The following is a 19,434-nucleotide window of genomic DNA, read 5'->3' on the forward strand; positions in this document are numbered from 1 at the left end:
TTGAGTTATGGGAAGGAACAGTGAAAGAGTTTTTGAAGGCATTCAACAGGCACCTCACAGGAGCTTATTTAACGCTCTTGGATTTACTGAAGAAGAGAGAAGAAAACCACTTATTGGTATTGTGAGTTCATATAATGAGATTATTCCAGGACATATGAATCTTGATAAGATCACAGATGCTGTTAAGCTTGCAGTAGCGGAAGCTGGCGGAATGCCTGTGGTTGTTCCTGCCATAGCAGTATGCGACGGAATTGCTATGGGACACGTTGGAATGAAGTATTCCCTTGTTACCAGAGATCTTATTGCGGATAGTACTGAATGTCTTGCCAAGGCGCATGCTTTTGATGGAATGGTCTGCATTCCAAACTGTGATAAGAACGTTCCTGGACTTTTGATGGCAGCTGCCAGAGTTAACATCCCTACAGTTTTTGTATCTGGCGGTCCTATGATGGCTGGAAGAGTTGACGGGCATAAAACATCTCTTTCATCTGTATTTGAGGCTGTTGGAAGTGCAACTGCAGGCAAGATTACATCTGAGAAACTCTGTGAATATGAGGAAAAGGCTTGCCCTACCTGCGGATCATGTTCAGGTATGTATACAGCAAATTCCATGAACTGCCTTACAGAGACAATAGGCATGGGACTTCCTGGAAACGGAACTATCCCTGCTGTATATTCAGCCCGTATCAGACTTGCCAAGAAGGCAGGTTATGCCGTAATGAATCTTGTAGAAAAGAACATAAGGCCAAGAGATATCATGACTAAAGAGGCATTTATGAATGCTCTTGCAATGGATATGGCTCTTGGATGCTCAACAAATACTATGCTTCATCTTCCCGCTATTGCACATGAGGCAGGCGTTGAGCTTAATATGGAAATAGCTAACGAAGTATCTGCTAAGACTCCGAACCTTTGTCACCTTGCTCCTGCAGGCCCAACCTACATGGAAGACCTCAACGAGGCTGGTGGCGTACTGGCTGTTATGTCTGAGCTTGTTAAAAAGAACCTGCTCAATACAGATCTTTTAACTGTAACAGGTAAGACTATCAAGGAAAATCTTGAAGGTGTACATAACCTTAATCCTGAGGTTATCAGACCTATTGAAAACCCATATATGCAGACAGGCGGAATTGCCGTGCTCAAGGGAAATATTGCTCCAGATACAGGAATAGTTAAAAAGAGTGCCGTTGCACCTGAAATGATGACTCATGAAGGACCTGCAAGAGTATTCGATTGCGAAGAGGATGCTATTGCAGCTATCCTTGGCGGCAAGATAAATGCTGGGGATGTTGTAGTTATCAGATATGAGGGACCTAAGGGTGGCCCTGGAATGAGAGAAATGCTCAATCCTACATCTGCTATAGCAGGTATGGGACTTGGTTCAACTGTTGCCCTTATTACAGATGGCCGTTTCTCGGGAGCAAGCAGAGGCGCTTCTATAGGACATGTATCTCCAGAAGCTGCTGTTGGCGGACCAATTGCTCTTATTGAAGAAGGAGATATCATAAGCATTGATATTCCTAACAATTCTCTTAACGTTAAGGTTTCTGATGAAGAACTTTTAAAGAGGAAAGAAAAATGGCAGCCACGTGAGCCTAAGGTTAAGGATGGTTATCTTGCAAGATACCGCGAACTTGTTACAAGTGGTAACCGCGGAGCTATTCTTGAAATACCTGGAAGGAAGTAATAAACCGGCAAGCTAGATGTGAATTTTTTATAAGAGGAGTGTATGAAAATGCAGTTAACAGGATCTCAGATAGTTCTTGAATGTTTGAAAGAACAGGGTGTAGATACAATTTTTGGTTACCCTGGAGGAACTATTTTAAATATTTATGATGAGCTTTATAAGCAGGGAGATGATTTTCTCCATATTCTGACGAGTCATGAACAGGGAGCAGCCCATGCAGCTGATGGCTACGCCAGATCTACAGGAAAGGTTGGAGTTTGTTTTGCTACAAGCGGCCCAGGCTCAACTAACCTTGTTACTGGTATTGCTACAGCCTATATGGATTCTGTTCCTATTGTGGCTATTACCTGCAATGTTAATCTGCCACTTCTTGGCAAAGATTCATTCCAGGAGGTAGATATTGCCGGAATTACAATGCCTATAACCAAACATGGTTATATTGTAAAAGATATCAAGGAACTGGCAGATACTATCCGCAAGGCTTTTAAGATTGCTAAATCCGGAAGACCAGGCCCTGTTATTGTTGACATTACCAAGGATGTCACTGCAAAAACCTGCGACTTCAGACCGGTTGTGATTGCAGAGGAAGAGCCTACTAAGACTTTTAAGAGCGATGACATAAATACTGCTATAAAGATGATCAAAGCCTCTAAGAAACCATTTATCTATGTAGGTGGAGGCGCAGTTATATCCGGAGCTTCAGATGAGCTTAGGAAATTCGCTGACCTTGTAGAAGCACCCGTATGTGACACACTTATGGGAAAGGGTGCGTTTGACGGCACAAATAAGCTTTATACAGGCATGATCGGAATGCACGGAACTAAGGCATCAAATTTTGGCGTTAGCGAGTGCGACCTTCTTATAACCCTTGGAGCAAGATTCTCAGACAGAGTAACAGGAAATGCCAAGACCTTTGCTTCTAAGGCCAAGATCCTTCAGATCGATGTTGATGCGGCTGAAATCAATAAAAATATTCGTGTTAATTATGCAATCGTTGGAGATCTTAAACTGGTACTTAGTGCCATAAACTCCAAACTTGAGCAGCAGGAGCACAAGGAGTGGCTTAAAAAGATTTCAGATTATAAAAAGAAATTCCCTCTTTCCTACGACGATAGTAAGCTTACATGCCCATATATCGTTGAGGAACTTGATAAGCTGACTGAAGATGATGCGATAATCACTACAGATGTAGGACAGCATCAGATGTGGGCTGCACAGTACTACAAATTTAGGAACCCTAGAACATTTCTTACTTCTGGCGGCCTTGGTACAATGGGATACGGACTTGGTGCTTGTATTGGAGCCAAGGTTGGTAACCCGGACAAACAGGTTATCAATATTGCCGGAGATGGCTGCTTTAGAATGAATATGAACGAGCTTGCTACAGCCTCAAGATATAACCTTCCTATCATAGAGATTGTGATCAACAACAGTGTTCTTGGTATGGTAAGACAGTGGCAGACACTCTTTTACGAGCAGCATTATTCTCAGACAGTGTTTAAAGATAAGGTTGACTACTGTAAAGTGGCAGAAGGCCTTGGATGTTTGGCAATCCGTGTGACCAAGAAGTCTGAGGTTGTGCCTGCACTTAAAAAGGCGTTAAAATCAAAAGTGCCAGTTCTTATTGACTGCATCATTGAAGAGGATGACAAGGTATTTCCTATGGTTCCAGCAGGAGCATCTATCAGCGAAGCTTTTGATGAAAAAGACCTTACTGGCAAAAAGTAATTATAAGAAGTATACTAATAACTGCAGCAGAATTATTCGTTATCCAGAATATGCTGCAGTTATTTAGTGGGGAAAAGGGAGATATGAAAAAAAGAAGATTGATTGGGGCGCTGATAGTTCCTTTCATAATTGGAATTGCCTGTGCGGTGTACATTTTTCTGGCTTATGCCTATAAAGATGTGTTTCCTGCATTTTTATGGGTAAATGGAGTCTATTGTACAGGCAAAACTCCGGAAGAAGTCAATGACATTCTCATAGCTCAGGATGAATATTCTGGTATTATCCTGATGGATATATCTGGAGAAAGCCTATATATCAGGGCTGAAGACATTGATTATGAGCACTCGTATTTACAGAATTTAGTGAGGCTTCAGAAAACTAGGGGAGGAATCTATTGGGGGAAATTCCTATTTAGACCAACCCATGTAAAAGAGCTTTCTTTTTGCAAGTATGATGAGACAAAAGTAGATAAGGCCATTGATGACTGGGATGTATTAAAAGATACAGATGATGGTGGTGGTGCTAAGATTACACTTGGGGAAAATGGTTATGAATTTGAACCCAAGGGCTGTATTAAGCCCAATATGGATGAAATAAAAGGCGTTACCTACAATGGCCTTTTAAATCTTTCAAAGGTGGTAGATTTATCTACAGCCAAGACTTATGTAGGTGGAGGCTGTTATGTAAAATACACGGAAACAGAACAAGAGAAGCAGACTGGTCAGTTTTTTGAAAAAATCAAAGAACTTCAGGATAAGTCTTATACTCGTGATTTTCAGGGTAGTAAGGTTGAACTATCAAAAAAGGATATCAGTAGCTTTATTTTAACAGCAGCAGAGTTTGATGCAGAGGAATTTGATGATGTAACGGATGATAAAGGCTTACCAACAGCTAAGGCTCTTGAGGATGATATATATATTGTTAATGGAGAGCTATGTGGCAGATATTATCTTGCTGGAAGAATCTTTGAATATAATGGTTTTATGGTAGATGATAACGGAAACCCTATCATTGTTGTTGACAGGCTATTAGCCTATGCTGAGGGCCTTTCGGATAAATATGATACGTCTTTCTTAATACAAAATTATCTAAATGGCGGCTCTGATGTTATCTTATATAACGAAAACAAGAAAAGCGGTGGCGTTTTAATTGATGCTGAAGCAGAGTTTGAGAATTTAAAAGCTCTATTTACAGACTCTTCGTACGATAAGGAAAGCCACAAAGATTTATCAAAAGTAGAGAATCTTAAGTGGGACTTTGCTTCTGATAAGCTTGGAAAGACCTTTATTGAAGTAGACATGGGACAACAGCATCTGTATTATTACGTAAATGGAGAACTTTCCATGGATATGCCTGTTGTTACAGGAAATATTAACAGGGGAAGAGGAACACCGACAGGATTTTTTGAAGTTTATAATAAACGCTATCATACAAATCTTGTTGGGGTAGATTATGTTTCCTATGTAAATTATTGGCTGGGAGTTAATAAAGGAGTTGGCATTCATGATGCAACCTGGCGCAAAAAATTTGGAGAAGAAATATACAAAAAAGATGGATCTCACGGATGTATAAATTGCCCGCTAGAAAGCGTTGAAAAGCTGTGGGAAGTCTGTGAAGTAGGAACTCCAGTTGTGCTTCATTACTAATTTTTAGAGGCTTAAAAATACCGAAATGTTAAGATTTAGAATCTTTCCATTTCGGTATTTTTTTGAAATAAAAAAATTTAATAACATTAATTATTGAATAACATTCTTGACATTTTTACTTTCACACTTTAAAGTAGTTTCAAAGGAAAATTTATCGATTTAAACGAGAAAAGTATTTATTCGATAAAACGTAATAACAGGAGGAGTTAGAAATGTCTAGAGTTTACAATTTTTCAGCAGGACCAGCAGTTTTACCAGAAGAAGTATTGAAACAGGCCGCGGCAGAAATGCTTGATTACAACGGATGCGGCATGTCTATTAATGAGATGAGCCATAGATCCAAGACTTTTGATAACGTAATTCAGACAGCAGAAGCTGACATTAGAGAGCTTATGAATATCCCTGATAATTACAAGGTTCTCTTTTTACAAGGCGGTGCAAGTCAGCAGTTTGCAGCTATTCCTCTGAATCTTATGAAGAATAAAAAGGCAGCTTATATAATCACTGGTCAGTGGGCCAAGAAGGCATATCAGGAGGCTCAGAAGTACGGCGAGGCAATTGAGGTTGCTTCCAGTGCAGACAAGACCTTTTCATATATTCCAGATTGTTCTGATTTGGATATCCCAGAAGATGCAGATTATGTCTATATCTGCGAGAATAACACAATTTACGGAACTAAATTCAAGACCCTTCCTAACACAAAGGGACATATCCTTGTTTCGGATGTATCATCATGTTTTTTGTCTGAACCGGTAGATGTAACTAAGTATGGCGTTATCTATGGCGGGGTTCAGAAAAACGTTGGACCTGCGGGCCTTGTTATCAGTATTATCAGAGAAGACCTTATTACAGATGATGTTCCATCTTATACACCAACAATGCTGAAGTGGAAGACTCAGGCTGACAACGGATCTTTGTACAACACTCCTAACTGCTGGAGTATTTACATGTGCGGACTTGTATTTAAGTGGCTTAAACAGCAAGGCGGCCTGTCGGAGATGAAGAAGAGAAATGAAGCTAAGGCCAAAATTCTCTATGATTACCTTGATCAGAGCAAGATGTTCAAGGGAACTGTAAGAAAAGAGGACAGATCACTTATGAATGTTCCATTCATTACAGATTCTGAAGAACTAAATGCTAAGTTTATTGCAGAGGCTACAAAGGCAGGTTTTGTAAGCCTTAAGGGCCACAGAACTGTTGGCGGAATGAGAGCAAGTATCTACAATGCAATGCCACAGGAAGGTGTAGAGAAGCTTGTTCAGTTCATGGATAAGTTTGAAAGAGAGAACTGATACTAAATTGACAATTAGACAAGAAATAAGGGGGCTAAGGAAATGTACAAATATAAATGCATGAACCCAATCGCCAAGATTGGTCTTAATAATTTCACTGATCAGTATGAAGCAGTTGACAACGTTGATGATGCTGAAGGAATCCTTGTTAGAAGCGCAAATATGCTTGAGATGGACTTTTCTAATAAACTTCTTGCAATAGCAAGGGCAGGAGCTGGAGTTAACAATATTCCGCTGGACGTCTGCGCCAAGAGAGGAATTGTAGTTTTTAACACTCCTGGAGCAAATGCAAACGGTGTAAAAGAGATGGTGCTTGCAGCAATGCTCATTGCAAGCCGTGACATCATCGGTGGAACTGAGTGGGTCAAGGCTAATGCCGGAGACCCAGATATTGCCAAGCTTACAGAGAAGAGCAAAAAGAAGTTTGCCGGAACAGAAATTTTTGGTAAGAAGCTTGGTATCATTGGACTTGGCGCTATAGGAGTTAGAGTTGCAAACGCTGCGAGACAGCTTGGTATGGAAGTTTACGGTTATGATCCATACCTTTCAATCGATGCTGCATGGAGACTTTCTTCTGATGTCAAGCACGTAACAAATGTAGATGACATCTATTCAAAATGTGATATCATCACAATCCACGTGCCTGCGCTTGATTCCACCAAAGGAATGGTTGATGCAAATGCAATTGCCAAGATGAAAAAGGGCGTTATCATCATAAATCTTGCGAGAGACATTCTGTGCAATGAGGTTGATATTCTTGCAGGCATCAATTCAGGTAAGATCCGTAAATATGTAACGGATTTCCCAAACCCTGTTACTGCAGGGCATGATGGCTGTATTGTAATTCCACATCTTGGAGCAAGTACAGAGGAATCTGAGGATAACTGCGCAGTTAAGGCTGTATTGGAACTCAAAGATTATCTTGAAAATGGAAATATCAATAATTCTGTCAATCTTCCAAACTGCGATATGGGAGTATGCATGGGACCTCGTCTTGCTATATTCCACAAAAACGTGGCAAATATGATCAGTCAGTTTACTACTTTCCTTGGAAATGCAGGATATAACATCAAGGATATGTCCAACAAATCAAGAGGAGACTATGCATATACTCTTATTGACCTTGAGGATGAGATAGAGGATGCAATAGTAAGTAAGATTGAAAAAATTGATGACGTCATCAGAGTCAGAATCGTTCGAAAAGACGTCTGAAACATGCTGTTTATGCTATAATAGGCGGGTGGGAAACATTTCCCGCCCGTTTATTACGTAAATTAACAGACCTAAGTAGTCCGCTGCAAGCGATTCCCCTTAGGTCGATTGTTGGAGGAAATATGGCAGATATAAAACCCTTTAAAGCATACAGACCAGGTAAGGAAATGGCAAAAATAGTGGCGTCGCTTCCCTATGATGTATTTAGTAGGAGCGAAGCATATGAGAAGGTGCAGAGAGAACCAGATTCTTTTCTTGCTATCGATAGACCGGAGACACAATTTCCAATAGAACAGGATATGTATGCTCAGGAAGTATATGACAAGGCAAGGCAGATGCTTGATGAAAAGATTCAGGAAGGGGTTTTTATCCAGGATGAGAAGCCTTGCTACTATATATACGAACAAACCATGAATGGAAGGACACAGACAGGAATTGTTGCCTGCGCTTCTATCGATGATTATATGAATAATGTAATAAAAAAGCATGAAAACACGAGGCAGGACAAGGAAAAGGACAGGATAAACCATGTTTATACCTGCGAGGCACAGACAGGCCCAATATTTTTGTGCTATAGGAAAAATCGCCTTATTTCAGATCTTGTAGAAAAGGTAAAAGAGGTGGATGAGCCAGTATACGACTTTGTATCTGAGGATGGGGTCAGAAATCGAATATTTATCATTGATGACCTTGAGGAGACAGAGACAATCTGTAGAGTGTTTACGAATATAGATTCTATCTATATTGCAGATGGCCATCACCGCTGCGCATCAGCTGTTAAGGTTGGCCTTATGAAAAGAAAGGAACTGGAGGGCAAGGTAAAGGGAAAACTTCAATCGGATTATTTTTTGTCAGTTCTTTTCCCTGATGATGAGCTTATGATCATGGACTATAATCGCGTAGTCAAGGATCTTAACGGCCTTTCTTCAGATGAATTCCTGGAAAAATTATCTGAAAAGTTTGATATTAAGGAGTCTGATAATAAAGTCAAACCGCAAAAGAAGGGCGAATTTGGGCTATTTATTGATGAAAAGTGGTACAGATTAAACGCCAAAGATAGTATTAAAAATACTGATCCTGTGCAGGGGCTTGATGTTTCTATCCTGCAGAATGAAGTTCTTTCACCAATTCTTGGGATAGGGGATCCAAGAACAGATAAGAGAATAGATTTTGTAGGAGGTATAAGAGGCTTAGAAGAACTTGAACGCAGATGCAGGGAGGATATGAAGATAGCTTTTTCTCTTTATCCTACGTCTATAAGCGAATTATTTGCTGTTGCAGATGAGGGACTCTTGATGCCACCTAAGTCCACCTGGTTTGAACCTAAGCTACTTAGTGGGTTATTTATTCATACAATACGTGGTATCATATAAGAGAAGTTTGAAAAATTTTCATTTTGGAGGGGAATGCAGTGAACAACAAACTGTATAAAATGATGAACTGGCCCGAAATAGAGGAGATTATTTACTCAGATGGTGATAATCCTCACAGAATCCTAGGGGCTCATAAGGTGGGGAACAGCTACCTGATTCAGGCTTTTTATCCTGATGCTGATTCTATAAAGGTCAGGGTAGAAAATACAAAAAAGGAATATGAGATGGAACTTGCTGATGAAGCAGGCTTCTTTGCAGTGATCATTCCTTACGTAGAAAAAATAAAGTATCGCTTTATCATAAAGGATTCTGAAGGCATAGAGACTGAAAAAGTTGATCCTTATGCCTTTGGACCACTTATGGATAGAGAAGATTTTATCAAGTTTGCCAGCGGCATTCACTATCATATATATGAAAAGCTTGGAGCACATCCTATGACCAGAGGGGGCGTAGATGGCACTGAGTTCGCAGTTTGGGCACCATCAGCTGCAAGAGTTAGTGTTATTGGCGATTTCAACAACTGGGATGGAAGAGTTTGCCAGATGCATAGGCTTGATCCTATCGGTATTTTTGAGATATTTGTTCCAGGAGCCAAAGAGCTCGATGGCTACCAGTTTGAAATCAAGACTAGAAGCGGACTAATTTATAAGAGACCAGATCCATTTGCCTTTGAATCAAAGGGCGAAAATGGTATGGTTTCTGTGATAAGAAACCTTAAGCAGATCAGCTGGACAGATGAGAAATGGCTTGCTGAAAGAACTAAGTTTGATCTTGATGAGGATGCTCTTTCAATCTGTGAAATATCTCTGGAAGCTTTTGTCGGCAGACATGGTGACAAGAATTCGATGAAGGTTGTCACTGCGGATATTCTTGAATATGTTCAGAACCATGGCTTTAATACAATTGAGCTTATGCCTATAATGAAGCATATTCCGGGACATTTCTACCACGTCATGAATTTCTTTGCTCTTGATGATAACAGTGGCAATGTTAATGATTTTATGAACTTTGTTAATGCCTGTCATAATGCAGGAATCAGAGTTGTTCTTGACTGGGTTCCAACCTTCTTCCCTAAGTCTTCCTGTGGACTGAGCGATTTTGATGGAAGAGCTTTGTTTGAGTATGAAGATCCAAGGATTGGTGTATCTCCAAAGGCTGGGGACCTTGTATTTGACTATGGAAGAAAAGAAGTTACCAATTTCCTTATTTCAAATGCCCTTTACTGGATTGAGAATTTCCATGTAGATGGTATCAGGACTTCTGATATTTCAAGGATCCTTTATCTTGATTATGACAGAAAACCTGGAGAGTGGCTCCCGAATATTTATGGAGGTAATGAGAACTTAGAGGCTCTCGAGTTTTTAAAGCAGCTCAATCAGATAATTCATAAAAACAATCCAGGCGTTATAACTATTACCAAAGAGACAGCCTGCTGGCCTCAGCTTACTGAGGACGTGGACGAAGGTGGCCTTGGCTTTGATTTTAAATGGAACAATGGCTGGACCAGGGATTTTCTTTCTTATATGGAGAATGATCCACTCTTTAGAGGTGGACATCATGATGAACTTACCTTTAGCATAATCTATAGCTATACTGAGAGATTTGTGCTGGCAATCACCCATGAAGATGTTGAGAAGGGAATGGAAGGCCTGTATTATCTGATGCCGGGTGATTCCTCACAAAAGATGGCTAATTTAAGGCTTGCACTTTCCTATATGATGGTTCATCCTGGCCGCAAGCATCTATATATGGAGCCGGATGCTCTGACTGTTGACCAGTCTGTATTTGTAGAGAATCTATTGAGCAAACTTAATAAGCTATATTATAGTCATGATGCGCTTCATCAGCTTGATAGCTCAGATAGCGGTTTTGAGTGGATAAATGATATGGCTTCTGACCAGTGTATGGTTTCTTTTGCAAGAAAGAGCAGTAATGACAAGGAAACTCTTTTGGTAGTTGCCAATATGGCAGGCGTAGAAAGAGATTTTGAGATAGGTGTGCCTGAGGATGGAAGATATAGTGAAATCTTTAATAGCGATGATGTATCCTATGGCGGAAGTGGCATACTTAATTCTGGCAGAATAGAGGCCAGAAGAAAAGATATTGATGGTAGAAGCTATTGCATACAGGTCAGGATTGCTCCGGTTTCTCTTTCAATATTCAGCTATACTCCTTACACAGAGCAGGAGAAGAAAATCCGCGCTATCAAGGAGGAAGAAGAATTAAAGAAAGAAAAGGAAAGAGAAGAGGCGCTTGCAGCATTAAAAGAAAGACAGTCTCAGGAAGAGCAAAGACTTCTTGAGGAGCTTAAGCTCAAATATGAAAAAGAACTTGCTCAGCAGGAAAAGGCTATCGAAGAAAAATATGAAAAAATTGAAGAAGAGAGAATCTTTAGTATAGTTACTGATGAAGCTGTTAAAGGCCTTGAGAATGGCAAAAAGGCAGCAAAGAAGAGCACTACTTCAGCTAAAAAAGGTTCTACAGCCAAGGCTCCTGTAAAAAAAGCTGCAACCAAAAAGGCTCAGACCAAGAAAAAAGATAAATAATTCTATAAATTCTATATTTAGTGGCCATAATTTTTTGTGGCCACTAAAAATTTGCATTGTAAATTGTTTTCAGCGAATGTATAATTAAATTCGTGTTTTGACACAAGCTGGAATGGCGCAGTTGGTAGCGCAACTGATTCGTAATCAGTAGGTCGAGGGTTCAAGTCCCTTTTCCAGCTTTTTCTTTTTGTGTTATACTATAGAGTGAATCATTATTTCACTATATTTCATAATTAGAATGTAAATATGATTTTTTCATATAAGAGAGGAATTATTAAAATGAAAGAACTTAAAGATTACGTAAGAACAATACCTGATTTCCCAGAGAAAGGCATCATGTTCAGAGACATCACATCTGTTCTTCAGGACCCAGATGGATTCCACCTGGCAATTGAAACAATGGAGAACATGGTCAAGGACCTTGACTTTGATGTTGTTTTAGGAGCTGAATCAAGAGGATTTATCTTCAGTGCTCCTATTGCCTATAACAGAGGAAAGGCACTCGTTCCTGTACGTAAGAAGGGTAAGCTTCCTTGCGAGACAATCGAGGTTGAGTATGACCTTGAGTACGGCAAGGCTGTCCTTGAACTTCACAAGGATGCAATCAAGCCAGGACAGAAGGTACTTCTTGTAGATGACCTTATGGCTACAGGTGGCACAATTGAAGCTATGATCAAACTTGTTGAGAAGCTTGGCGGTGAGGTTGCTGGAGTTGCAGTTCTCATGGAGCTTAAGGGACTTAACGGAAGAGAGAGAATTAAGAATTACAGACTAGATGCTGCTATCAGCTATGAAGGGAAGTAATTAGATGCCCCAGAATTTCGACGATGGAAAAATTGAAGCCATTGAAGAGTTTCAGTCACCTGATTCCCTATATGAGGGCCTGATCTTAAGAGTTAGGAAATATCATCCATCTGATGATATTTCCCTTATTGAGAAGGCTTATAATCAGGCTGCTGAGGCCCATAAAGACCAGCTACGCAAATCAGGTGAGCCTTACATCATTCACCCACTATGCGTGGCTATTATTCTTGCTGATCTGGAAATGGATAAAGAGACCATAGCAGCAGGGCTTCTTCATGATGTCGTTGAAGACACTATCTGTACCAAGGAAGAGATAGAAGCTGACTTCGGCGCTGATGTAGCTCTTTTGGTAGATGGTGTTACAAAACTGACTGCATTGCAGCTTTCTACAGATAATACCAATAAGACACAGGAACAGATAGATATGCAGGCTCAGAACCTGCGTAAGATGTTTCTGGCTATGGCCAAGGATATCAGGGTCATCCTGATCAAGCTGGCCGATAGATTGCACAATATGAGAACTCTTGGACATATGCCTCCTGAGAAACAACAGAGGATTGCCCAGGAAACTCTGGATATTTATTCTCCAATTGCTGGTAGACTTGGTATCAGCAGGATCAAGGTTGAACTTGATGACCTATCTTTGAAGTATCTCAAGCCAGATGTTTACTATGATCTGGTTGATAAAGTTTCCATCAGAAAAAGTGAAAGAGAAAAATATGTTGAGGACATTTGCGAGAATGTTCGTAAGGCTATTTTTGCCGCTGGAATTGATGGCGAAGTAAATGGCAGAGTCAAGCATTTCTTCAGTATTTACAAGAAGATGCGCAATCAGAATAAGACTCTGGATCAGATCTATGATCTTTTTGCTATCAGGATAATTGTATCAACTGTCAAGGATTGCTATGCTGCTCTTGGCGTGATCCATGAAATGTACAAGCCTATCCCAGGAAGATTTAAGGATTACATAGCAATGCCCAAGCCCAATATGTATCAGTCTCTGCATACGACGCTTATTGGTCAGACCGGGCAGCCTTTTGAGATTCAGATCAGAACTTATGACATGCATAAGGCTGCTGAATACGGTATTGCTGCTCACTGGAAGTACAAAGAAGCATCTGATGGCAAGAAGGCTGAAACTAGCGAGGAAGAGAAGCTCATATGGCTTCGCCAGATCCTTGAGTGGCAGCAAGACATGTCTGACAACCAGGAATTCATGAACCTTTTAAAGAGCGATCTGAACCTGTTTTCTGATGATGTTTACTGTTTTACACCTACAGGAGAAGTCAAGAACCTTCCTGCAGGTTCAACACCTATCGATTTTGCTTATAGTGTTCATTCTGCTGTTGGTAATAAGATGATAGGAGCCAAGGTCAATGGTAAACTTGTTCCTATTGATTACAAGATCCAAAATGGCGACAGAATAGAGATTGTTACCAGTCAGAATTCGAGGGGACCTAGCCGTGACTGGCTTGCAATTGCCAAGGCTACTTCCACCAAGAACAAGATCAATCAGTGGTTTAGAAATGAACTCAAGGAAGAGAATATAGCTAGAGGCCGTGAACTTCTTATAGAATATTGTAAGAGTAAGGGAATAGATCTTTTTGCTATAACCAAGCCTGAGTATCAGGATATAATTACAAGAAAATACGGCTTCCGTGAATGGAGCGCTATTTTAGCTGCTGTAGGACATGGAGGACTTCGCGAGGGACAGATCATTAATAAGATGCTGGAACTTGGTGATAAGGAACATAAGCGAAATATCACTGATGAGGAAGTCCTTGCAGCTGTTGCTGAGTCCAATGTGACACCGCAGATCTCAAGTTCTGACAATGCAATCATTGTTAAGGGCGTACATGACGTGGCTGTAAGATTCTCTAAGTGCTGTAATCCAGTACCAGGTGATGATATTTGCGGATTTGTCACAAGAGGTCGTGGTGTCTCTATTCATAGAAAGGACTGCGTCAACGTTATCAAGATGCAGGAAGAAGACAGAACAAGACTTATAGAGGCTAAGTGGCAGTCAGATACTCCTGGATCTGGTGGCAAATATGCGGCTACTATCAAGATTTTTGCTAATAACAGAAGTGGACTTCTTGCCGATATTTCCAGAACTCTTTCTGAAAAGGATATTGATATCATTTCGATGAACACCAGAACCAGCAAGCAGGGACTGGCTACAATGGAAACATCATTCCAGGTATCTTCAAGAGATCAGCTTCGTGAGATTGTTGATAAGATAAGACAGATCGATAGTGTCATCGACATTGAGAGAACAACAGGTTAAAAGGACATATAGACTAATGGGAAAACGTAACATTCAGATAGCTTGTATGACTTTGGGCATGGTAGCAACAAATTGCTTCTTTGTCTTTGATGAGGGCGCTTCTTTTGATGACGGCAAGAAGCATGGGGTACTATTTGATCCAGCAGATAAGGGTGATTATATTTTTAACACTCTTACAGAAAAAGGTTTTGCTATAGACCTTATTCTTCTTACTCATGGTCATTTTGATCATATTGGCGGAGCAGAGGCACTCAGAAAGCTTTCAGGAGCCAAGATAGGCTGCCATGAAAAGGAAATTGCCATGTGCAAGGACCCATATCTTAACCTTTCAGGCGATTACGGAATGCATCTTAAGATAGATCCTGATATAACCTATAGAGATGGAGATATTGTGGAGGCTGCAGGTCTTTCATTTAAAGTATTATTCACACCGGGCCATACCTCTGGAGGCTGCTGCTATTATTGTGAAGAGGGAGGCTTTGTTATTGCGGGAGATACTCTTTTTGAAGAATCTGTTGGCAGAACAGATTTCCCTACAAGCTCCACAAGTGAACTTTTGCGCTCTATAAATGACAAGTTATTTACTCTCCCAGATGCTACTTGTGTTTATCCCGGACATGGGGAAATCACAACAATCGAGCATGAGAAGGAATACAACCCATTTGTACTGGGCTGGTAGTTAGCTTTTAGTTTTAGCTTATGAGATGACTGATATATAGTGAGGGGACAATGATTGTGTATCATTGTCCCTATACTTTTTATTGTGTAAGAGACTTGCTGCTTTTGATTCGATCATATATTTACGAGGAACATTTTATGAAAAAGATTTTTTTAAACGTTGATAAGTACCAATATGATATCCATTCGCTTTTTAAAGCTTTTCATGGTAATGAAGACGTCAAAGTCATAATAAGCGAAAATGTGACAACTGAGACTTCTGAAAAAGAGAGCGGTTTTGAAGATGCTTATGCCACAGTTAATATTGTTATAAAGGAAGAGACAACTGAGTACATCAAAGGGTTAGTACAGGTCAAGATCCTGATTGATCCTAAGGCTGTAGAGAGTGCTGAATTTATTGACTATCTTAGCACTTCCAAGAACGAAAATATTTCTACAAGTGGTGATAGTAGTACTTTTGATACCAGCAAAAATGCTCTAAAGAAGGCAATCTATAAGGCTTTGGTAAAGGCTACCGGAAAAGAACTTCCCTGGGGCAATCTTACCGGCATTAGACCCACTAGGATTGCCATGAATCTGATAGATAAGGGCAAGTCTGACAGTGAAATCTATGACTACATGAAAAATACATATTTTGTTAGTGATGAGAAGATTGCACTTAGTATCAGCATAGCCAGAAGAGAAAAAGATATTCTGAAGGAAATAGACTATGAAAATGGCTATAGCCTTTATATTGGAATTCCTTTCTGCCCAACCACATGTCTATATTGTTCATTTACTTCGTACCCTATTGGAGCTTATAGCAAGGTGGTGGACGACTATATTTCCTGTCTGGAAAAAGAGATTGACTACGTGGCAGAAAACTTCAAGGAAAAAACTCTTGATACAATTTATATTGGTGGTGGCACTCCAACTACACTTGAACCTCATCAGATAGAGAGGCTTATTGGTTATGTGAGAGAAAAACTTGATTGTTCTCACGTTAAGGAATTTACCGTGGAATCTGGAAGGCCTGATTCTATTACCAGAGACAAGCTAAAAGCCATGAAAAAGATGGGAGTAACAAGGATTTCAGTCAATCCCCAGACTATGAGAGATGAGACATTAAAGCTTATTGGCCGAAGGCATACTGTTGCGCAGCTTATTGACTCTTTTAATATGGCAAGAGAAGAGGGCTTTGATAACATCAATATGGACATCATTCTGGGACTTCCCGGGGAAACTGCAGAGGATGTCAGATACACTATAGATGAAATCAAAAAGCTTGATCCTGATGACCTTACAGTTCATTCTCTGGCAATAAAGAGAGGTTCAAGACTTGCAGAAGTTATCCATGAAAAAGAGCTAAAGGGTGAACTCAAGGTCCCGATAATGGAATCCATCAACAATACAGAGGAAATGATGAAGATAGCTCAAAAGGGAGCAGGCGATCTTGGACTTGAGCCTTATTATCTATATAGACAAAAGAACATTAGCGGCAATTTCGAAAATACTGGCTATGCGAGACCAGCAAAAGCCGGAATTTATAATATTTTAATCAATGAAGAAGTCCAATCCATAGTAGCTCTTGGCGCAGGCACAGTAACCAAGAGGGTTTATGGCAACGGCAGAATCGAAAGATGCGATAATGTCAAAGATATCAAACTTTATATGGATAATATTGATGAAATGATAGAAAGGAAAAAAGTTTTGTTTGATTAGTTGATAATTCAGTACAAAATTGCGAAAATATATGATGAATTTAACAACTAATTGCAAACAAGATAATTGCATAAGAATTCCCAAATATTAAAGAAAAGATTAAAAATAAGGAAACTATTTATTAATTATATAGTGCCCCACATTGCATACTTTACTTCGTGTTATATTGTAAAGAATTGTGCAATATGCTATACTAATGTCAAAAATATGACAATGTTGTACCAAACTATATTTTTCAACATTGCAAGGAGGTTTTTATGCTATTCCAACTTTATAGCGATCATGCTGCTATGCAGTTAATTGGCTGGGTGTTGGTTTTCTGTGGCCTTATTCTTATGAACGAGATCGGTCGTAGAACAAAGGCTGGTGGAATGCTCGTATTCGTAGTTATTCCATGTATTCTTACTGTTTATTTCATTCTGGCACATCTTGGTATGTTTGGTGGTGCACAGAACCCTACTGTTGCTTATATGGACGGTTGGTTCCACTACTTCAAACTCTACGCTGCTGATATCGGCTGCGTTGGCTTCATGATGATCAAGTACAAATGGGGTATTGGTAAAGAAAAATGGTTTGCCTGGTTCCCATGGCTCATCGTTGCAGCAAATATCATGATTGCTAATGTATCTGATATGGAGTCAGCTCTTGCAGCTTATTCAATCACTGGTAACCTTACAGGTGCTTGGTGGGCATCTAACGAGGGTGTATTCATCTATGGTGGATGGTGGAATGTTGTTAATGCTATCGCTGGTATGATCAACATCTTCTGTATGACAGGATGTGTTCACCTTTATACTTCAAAAGACAAGAACCACGCAGATATGCTTTGGCCTGATATGACTGTTTGGTTCATCATTGCTTATGATGTATGGAACTTTGAGTACACATATCTCAACCTTCCTACACATTCATGGTATTGCGGTGTTGCCCTTTTACTTGCTCCTACATTTGCTAATGCTTTCTGGAACAAGGGCGCATGGATCCAGAACCGTGCTAATACTCTTGCTATCTGGTGTATGTGGGCACAGGTTGTTCCTGCATTCCAGCTTAGTTCAAAATTTGCAGCAGCTCTTCCTTCAGTTTATGGCGGAGCAACAGCAAACGGAATCACAACAATGGACCTTTACGCTAAGGCTATTGAGCTTTATAATAATGGCCAGGGTAAGACTGCAGCTGCTAATGAAGCAATTGCAGCAATGGGTATCACAGCAGATCCTAGAATGCAGGGATTTGTTGCAATTCTTGCTATTGCAATCAATGTTATCTGCATAGCTGAGATCATCAAGAGATCAGTTAAGCTTGGCAAGAATCCTTATGCTAATGAAGTATTTGCTGATACCAAGGACTTTAAACTTGCAATGGAGCGTGCTGAATAAAAATGGATAATGTTAGGATCATCGAAGTAAAAAGAAGTATATTTGAAAGTAATGACAAGGATGCTGATAAGCTCAGACAAGAGCTTAGAGATTCCAAGACATTTCTTTTGAATCTTATGTCTTCACCTGGATCAGGCAAGACAACAACACTTACACGTACGATTGAGGCCCTTAAGGACAAGTACAGAATAGGTGTTATGGAAGCTGATATTGACTCGGATGTAGATGCCAAGACAATTGCTTCTACAGGGGTTAAGGCTATACAGCTTCACACAGGTGGTATGTGCCACTTGGATGCAGATATGACAAGACAGGGAATTCACGAACTCGGAGTAGAGGATGTTGATTTCGCTATCCTTGAAAATGTTGGTAATCTGGTTTGTCCTGCAGAGTTTGATACAGGTAGCATCAAGAATGCGATGATCTTATCAGTTCCTGAGGGACATGATAAACCTCTTAAGTACCCGCTAATGTTTTCTATTTGCGATGTTGTACTTATAAATAAAATTGATGTTATGCCTTATTTTGATTTTGATCTGGAGAAATGTAAGGAATATATCCTTATGCGTAATCCTAACGCTAAGATAATCCCTATTTGTGCTAAAACTGGGGAGGGAATATCTGAGTGGACAGATTGGCTCTCACAGCAGATTGATGAAATAATAAAATAACAGGCGACTAGAAGATGCCAGGCGATAAACATAAAAAAGCTATCGCTTGGCGTTTTCTTACTAAAGGAAAAGATATAAATATGCATGAATTAGGTGTTGTTTTCCGAATTATTGATGACCTCACAGAGGTGGGCAAAGAGAATGAGATATCCAAGATACATTCAGTTACACTTCAGCTTGGAGAAGTTTCAGGCGTTGTGCCATCTCTTTTAACAGATGCTTGGAAATGGGCGGCAGCCAAGACTGAGCTTATGAATGGAGCTGAACTTATTATTGAGACACTTCCTGCTGTGACTTATTGTGAGGATTGTAAATCTGAATATGAAACCGTGGCACATGGCAAGATATGCCCCAATTGTGGCAGTGAACATACCTATCTCTTAAGGGGCAATGAATTTATGATCAAAGAGATAGCGGCAACGTAAACTTTTTT

14 protein-coding genes and 1 tRNA gene are annotated in these 19,434 nt (G+C 40.0%); all 15 read left to right on the forward strand.

Going from position 1 to position 19,434, the window contains the following annotated elements; all coding sequences use genetic code 11:
* The first annotated feature begins 7 nt into the window (after window positions 1–7).
* The 15 genes from ilvD to G631_RS0100225 all read left to right on the forward strand — a co-directional run bounded on the left by ilvD (window position 8) and on the right by G631_RS0100225 (window position 19,426).
* Window positions 8–1,687 (forward strand): dihydroxy-acid dehydratase, encoded by a 1,680-nt coding sequence (ilvD, locus tag G631_RS0100155; RefSeq protein WP_026487693.1) that lies wholly within the window; start codon window positions 8–10, stop codon window positions 1,685–1,687.
* Window positions 1,688–1,735: 48 nt separating this feature from the next.
* Complete coding sequence (gene ilvB / locus G631_RS0100160; RefSeq protein ID WP_026487694.1) at window positions 1,736–3,415, forward strand: biosynthetic-type acetolactate synthase large subunit; 1,680 nt, start codon at window positions 1,736–1,738, stop codon at window positions 3,413–3,415.
* 83 nt (window positions 3,416–3,498) lie between these two features.
* Window positions 3,499–5,061, forward strand: coding sequence for a L,D-transpeptidase (locus G631_RS0100165; protein ID WP_026487695.1), 1,563 nt, complete (start codon window positions 3,499–3,501; stop codon window positions 5,059–5,061).
* A 212-nt stretch (window positions 5,062–5,273) separates the two neighbouring features.
* A complete protein-coding gene (serC, locus tag G631_RS0100170) occupies window positions 5,274–6,353 on the forward strand; it encodes a 3-phosphoserine/phosphohydroxythreonine transaminase (RefSeq protein WP_026487696.1) in 1,080 nt (359 codons plus the stop codon).
* A 42-nt stretch (window positions 6,354–6,395) separates the two neighbouring features.
* A complete protein-coding gene (locus tag G631_RS0100175) occupies window positions 6,396–7,565 on the forward strand; it encodes a phosphoglycerate dehydrogenase (protein WP_026487697.1) in 1,170 nt (389 codons plus the stop codon).
* 122 nt (window positions 7,566–7,687) lie between these two features.
* The gene (locus tag G631_RS0100180) at window positions 7,688–8,938 is read left to right on the forward strand and encodes a DUF1015 domain-containing protein (protein WP_026487698.1); all 1,251 of its coding nucleotides are present in this window, start codon (window positions 7,688–7,690) and stop codon (window positions 8,936–8,938) included.
* Window positions 8,939–8,976: 38 nt separating this feature from the next.
* Window positions 8,977–11,484 (forward strand): 1,4-alpha-glucan branching protein GlgB, encoded by a 2,508-nt coding sequence (glgB, locus tag G631_RS17490; RefSeq protein ID WP_051196657.1) that lies wholly within the window; start codon window positions 8,977–8,979, stop codon window positions 11,482–11,484.
* Between the two features lie 106 nt (window positions 11,485–11,590).
* Window positions 11,591–11,663, forward strand: a tRNA-Thr gene (locus G631_RS0100190).
* Window positions 11,664–11,763: 100 nt separating this feature from the next.
* Window positions 11,764–12,288 (forward strand): adenine phosphoribosyltransferase, encoded by a 525-nt coding sequence (locus G631_RS0100195; protein ID WP_026487699.1) that lies wholly within the window; start codon window positions 11,764–11,766, stop codon window positions 12,286–12,288.
* A 4-nt stretch (window positions 12,289–12,292) separates the two neighbouring features.
* On the forward strand, window positions 12,293–14,575 hold the full coding sequence (locus G631_RS0100200) for a RelA/SpoT family protein (RefSeq protein ID WP_026487700.1): 2,283 nt from the start codon (window positions 12,293–12,295) through the stop codon (window positions 14,573–14,575).
* A gap of 16 nt (window positions 14,576–14,591) precedes the next feature.
* Window positions 14,592–15,254, forward strand: coding sequence for an MBL fold metallo-hydrolase (locus tag G631_RS0100205; protein WP_026487701.1), 663 nt, complete (start codon window positions 14,592–14,594; stop codon window positions 15,252–15,254).
* A 137-nt stretch (window positions 15,255–15,391) separates the two neighbouring features.
* Window positions 15,392–16,954 carry a coproporphyrinogen dehydrogenase HemZ gene (gene hemZ / locus G631_RS0100210; protein WP_026487702.1) on the forward strand — a complete coding sequence of 521 codons (1,563 nt, stop codon included), beginning with the start codon at window positions 15,392–15,394 and terminating at the stop codon, window positions 16,952–16,954.
* Window positions 16,955–17,211: 257 nt separating this feature from the next.
* Window positions 17,212–18,330, forward strand: coding sequence for a DUF5692 family protein (locus G631_RS0100215; RefSeq protein WP_026487703.1), 1,119 nt, complete (start codon window positions 17,212–17,214; stop codon window positions 18,328–18,330).
* Window positions 18,331–18,332: 2 nt separating this feature from the next.
* On the forward strand, window positions 18,333–19,001 hold the full coding sequence (hypB, locus tag G631_RS0100220) for a hydrogenase nickel incorporation protein HypB (protein ID WP_026487704.1): 669 nt from the start codon (window positions 18,333–18,335) through the stop codon (window positions 18,999–19,001).
* An 80-nt stretch (window positions 19,002–19,081) separates the two neighbouring features.
* Window positions 19,082–19,426, forward strand: a complete 345-nt coding sequence (locus G631_RS0100225; protein WP_026487705.1) for a hydrogenase maturation nickel metallochaperone HypA — start codon at window positions 19,082–19,084, stop codon at window positions 19,424–19,426.
* Window positions 19,427–19,434: the final 8 nt, after the last annotated feature.

This window comes from Butyrivibrio sp. XBB1001 (assembly GCF_000424505.1).
Taxonomy (GTDB): domain Bacteria; phylum Bacillota; class Clostridia; order Lachnospirales; family Lachnospiraceae; genus Butyrivibrio.

What these genes read in the sequence shown, in the direction of transcription:
- serC (WP_026487696.1), top strand. Translation starts at nt 5,274, where the DNA reads ATGTCTAGAGTTTACAATTTTTCAGCAGGACCAGCAGTTTTACCAGAA.
- G631_RS0100215 (WP_026487703.1), top strand. Translation starts at nt 17,212, where the DNA reads ATGCTATTCCAACTTTATAGCGATCATGCTGCTATGCAGTTAATTGGC.
- G631_RS0100180 (WP_026487698.1), top strand. Translation starts at nt 7,688, where the DNA reads ATGGCAGATATAAAACCCTTTAAAGCATACAGACCAGGTAAGGAAATG.
- hemZ (WP_026487702.1), top strand. Translation starts at nt 15,392, where the DNA reads ATGAAAAAGATTTTTTTAAACGTTGATAAGTACCAATATGATATCCAT.
- ilvD (WP_026487693.1), top strand. Translation starts at nt 8, where the DNA reads ATGGGAAGGAACAGTGAAAGAGTTTTTGAAGGCATTCAACAGGCACCT.
- hypB (WP_026487704.1), top strand. Translation starts at nt 18,333, where the DNA reads ATGGATAATGTTAGGATCATCGAAGTAAAAAGAAGTATATTTGAAAGT.
- G631_RS0100205 (WP_026487701.1), top strand. Translation starts at nt 14,592, where the DNA reads ATGGGAAAACGTAACATTCAGATAGCTTGTATGACTTTGGGCATGGTA.
- G631_RS0100195 (WP_026487699.1), top strand. Translation starts at nt 11,764, where the DNA reads ATGAAAGAACTTAAAGATTACGTAAGAACAATACCTGATTTCCCAGAG.
- G631_RS0100175 (WP_026487697.1), top strand. Translation starts at nt 6,396, where the DNA reads ATGTACAAATATAAATGCATGAACCCAATCGCCAAGATTGGTCTTAAT.
- G631_RS0100225 (WP_026487705.1), top strand. Translation starts at nt 19,082, where the DNA reads ATGCATGAATTAGGTGTTGTTTTCCGAATTATTGATGACCTCACAGAG.
- ilvB (WP_026487694.1), top strand. Translation starts at nt 1,736, where the DNA reads ATGCAGTTAACAGGATCTCAGATAGTTCTTGAATGTTTGAAAGAACAG.
- G631_RS0100165 (WP_026487695.1), top strand. Translation starts at nt 3,499, where the DNA reads ATGAAAAAAAGAAGATTGATTGGGGCGCTGATAGTTCCTTTCATAATT.
- G631_RS0100200 (WP_026487700.1), top strand. Translation starts at nt 12,293, where the DNA reads ATGCCCCAGAATTTCGACGATGGAAAAATTGAAGCCATTGAAGAGTTT.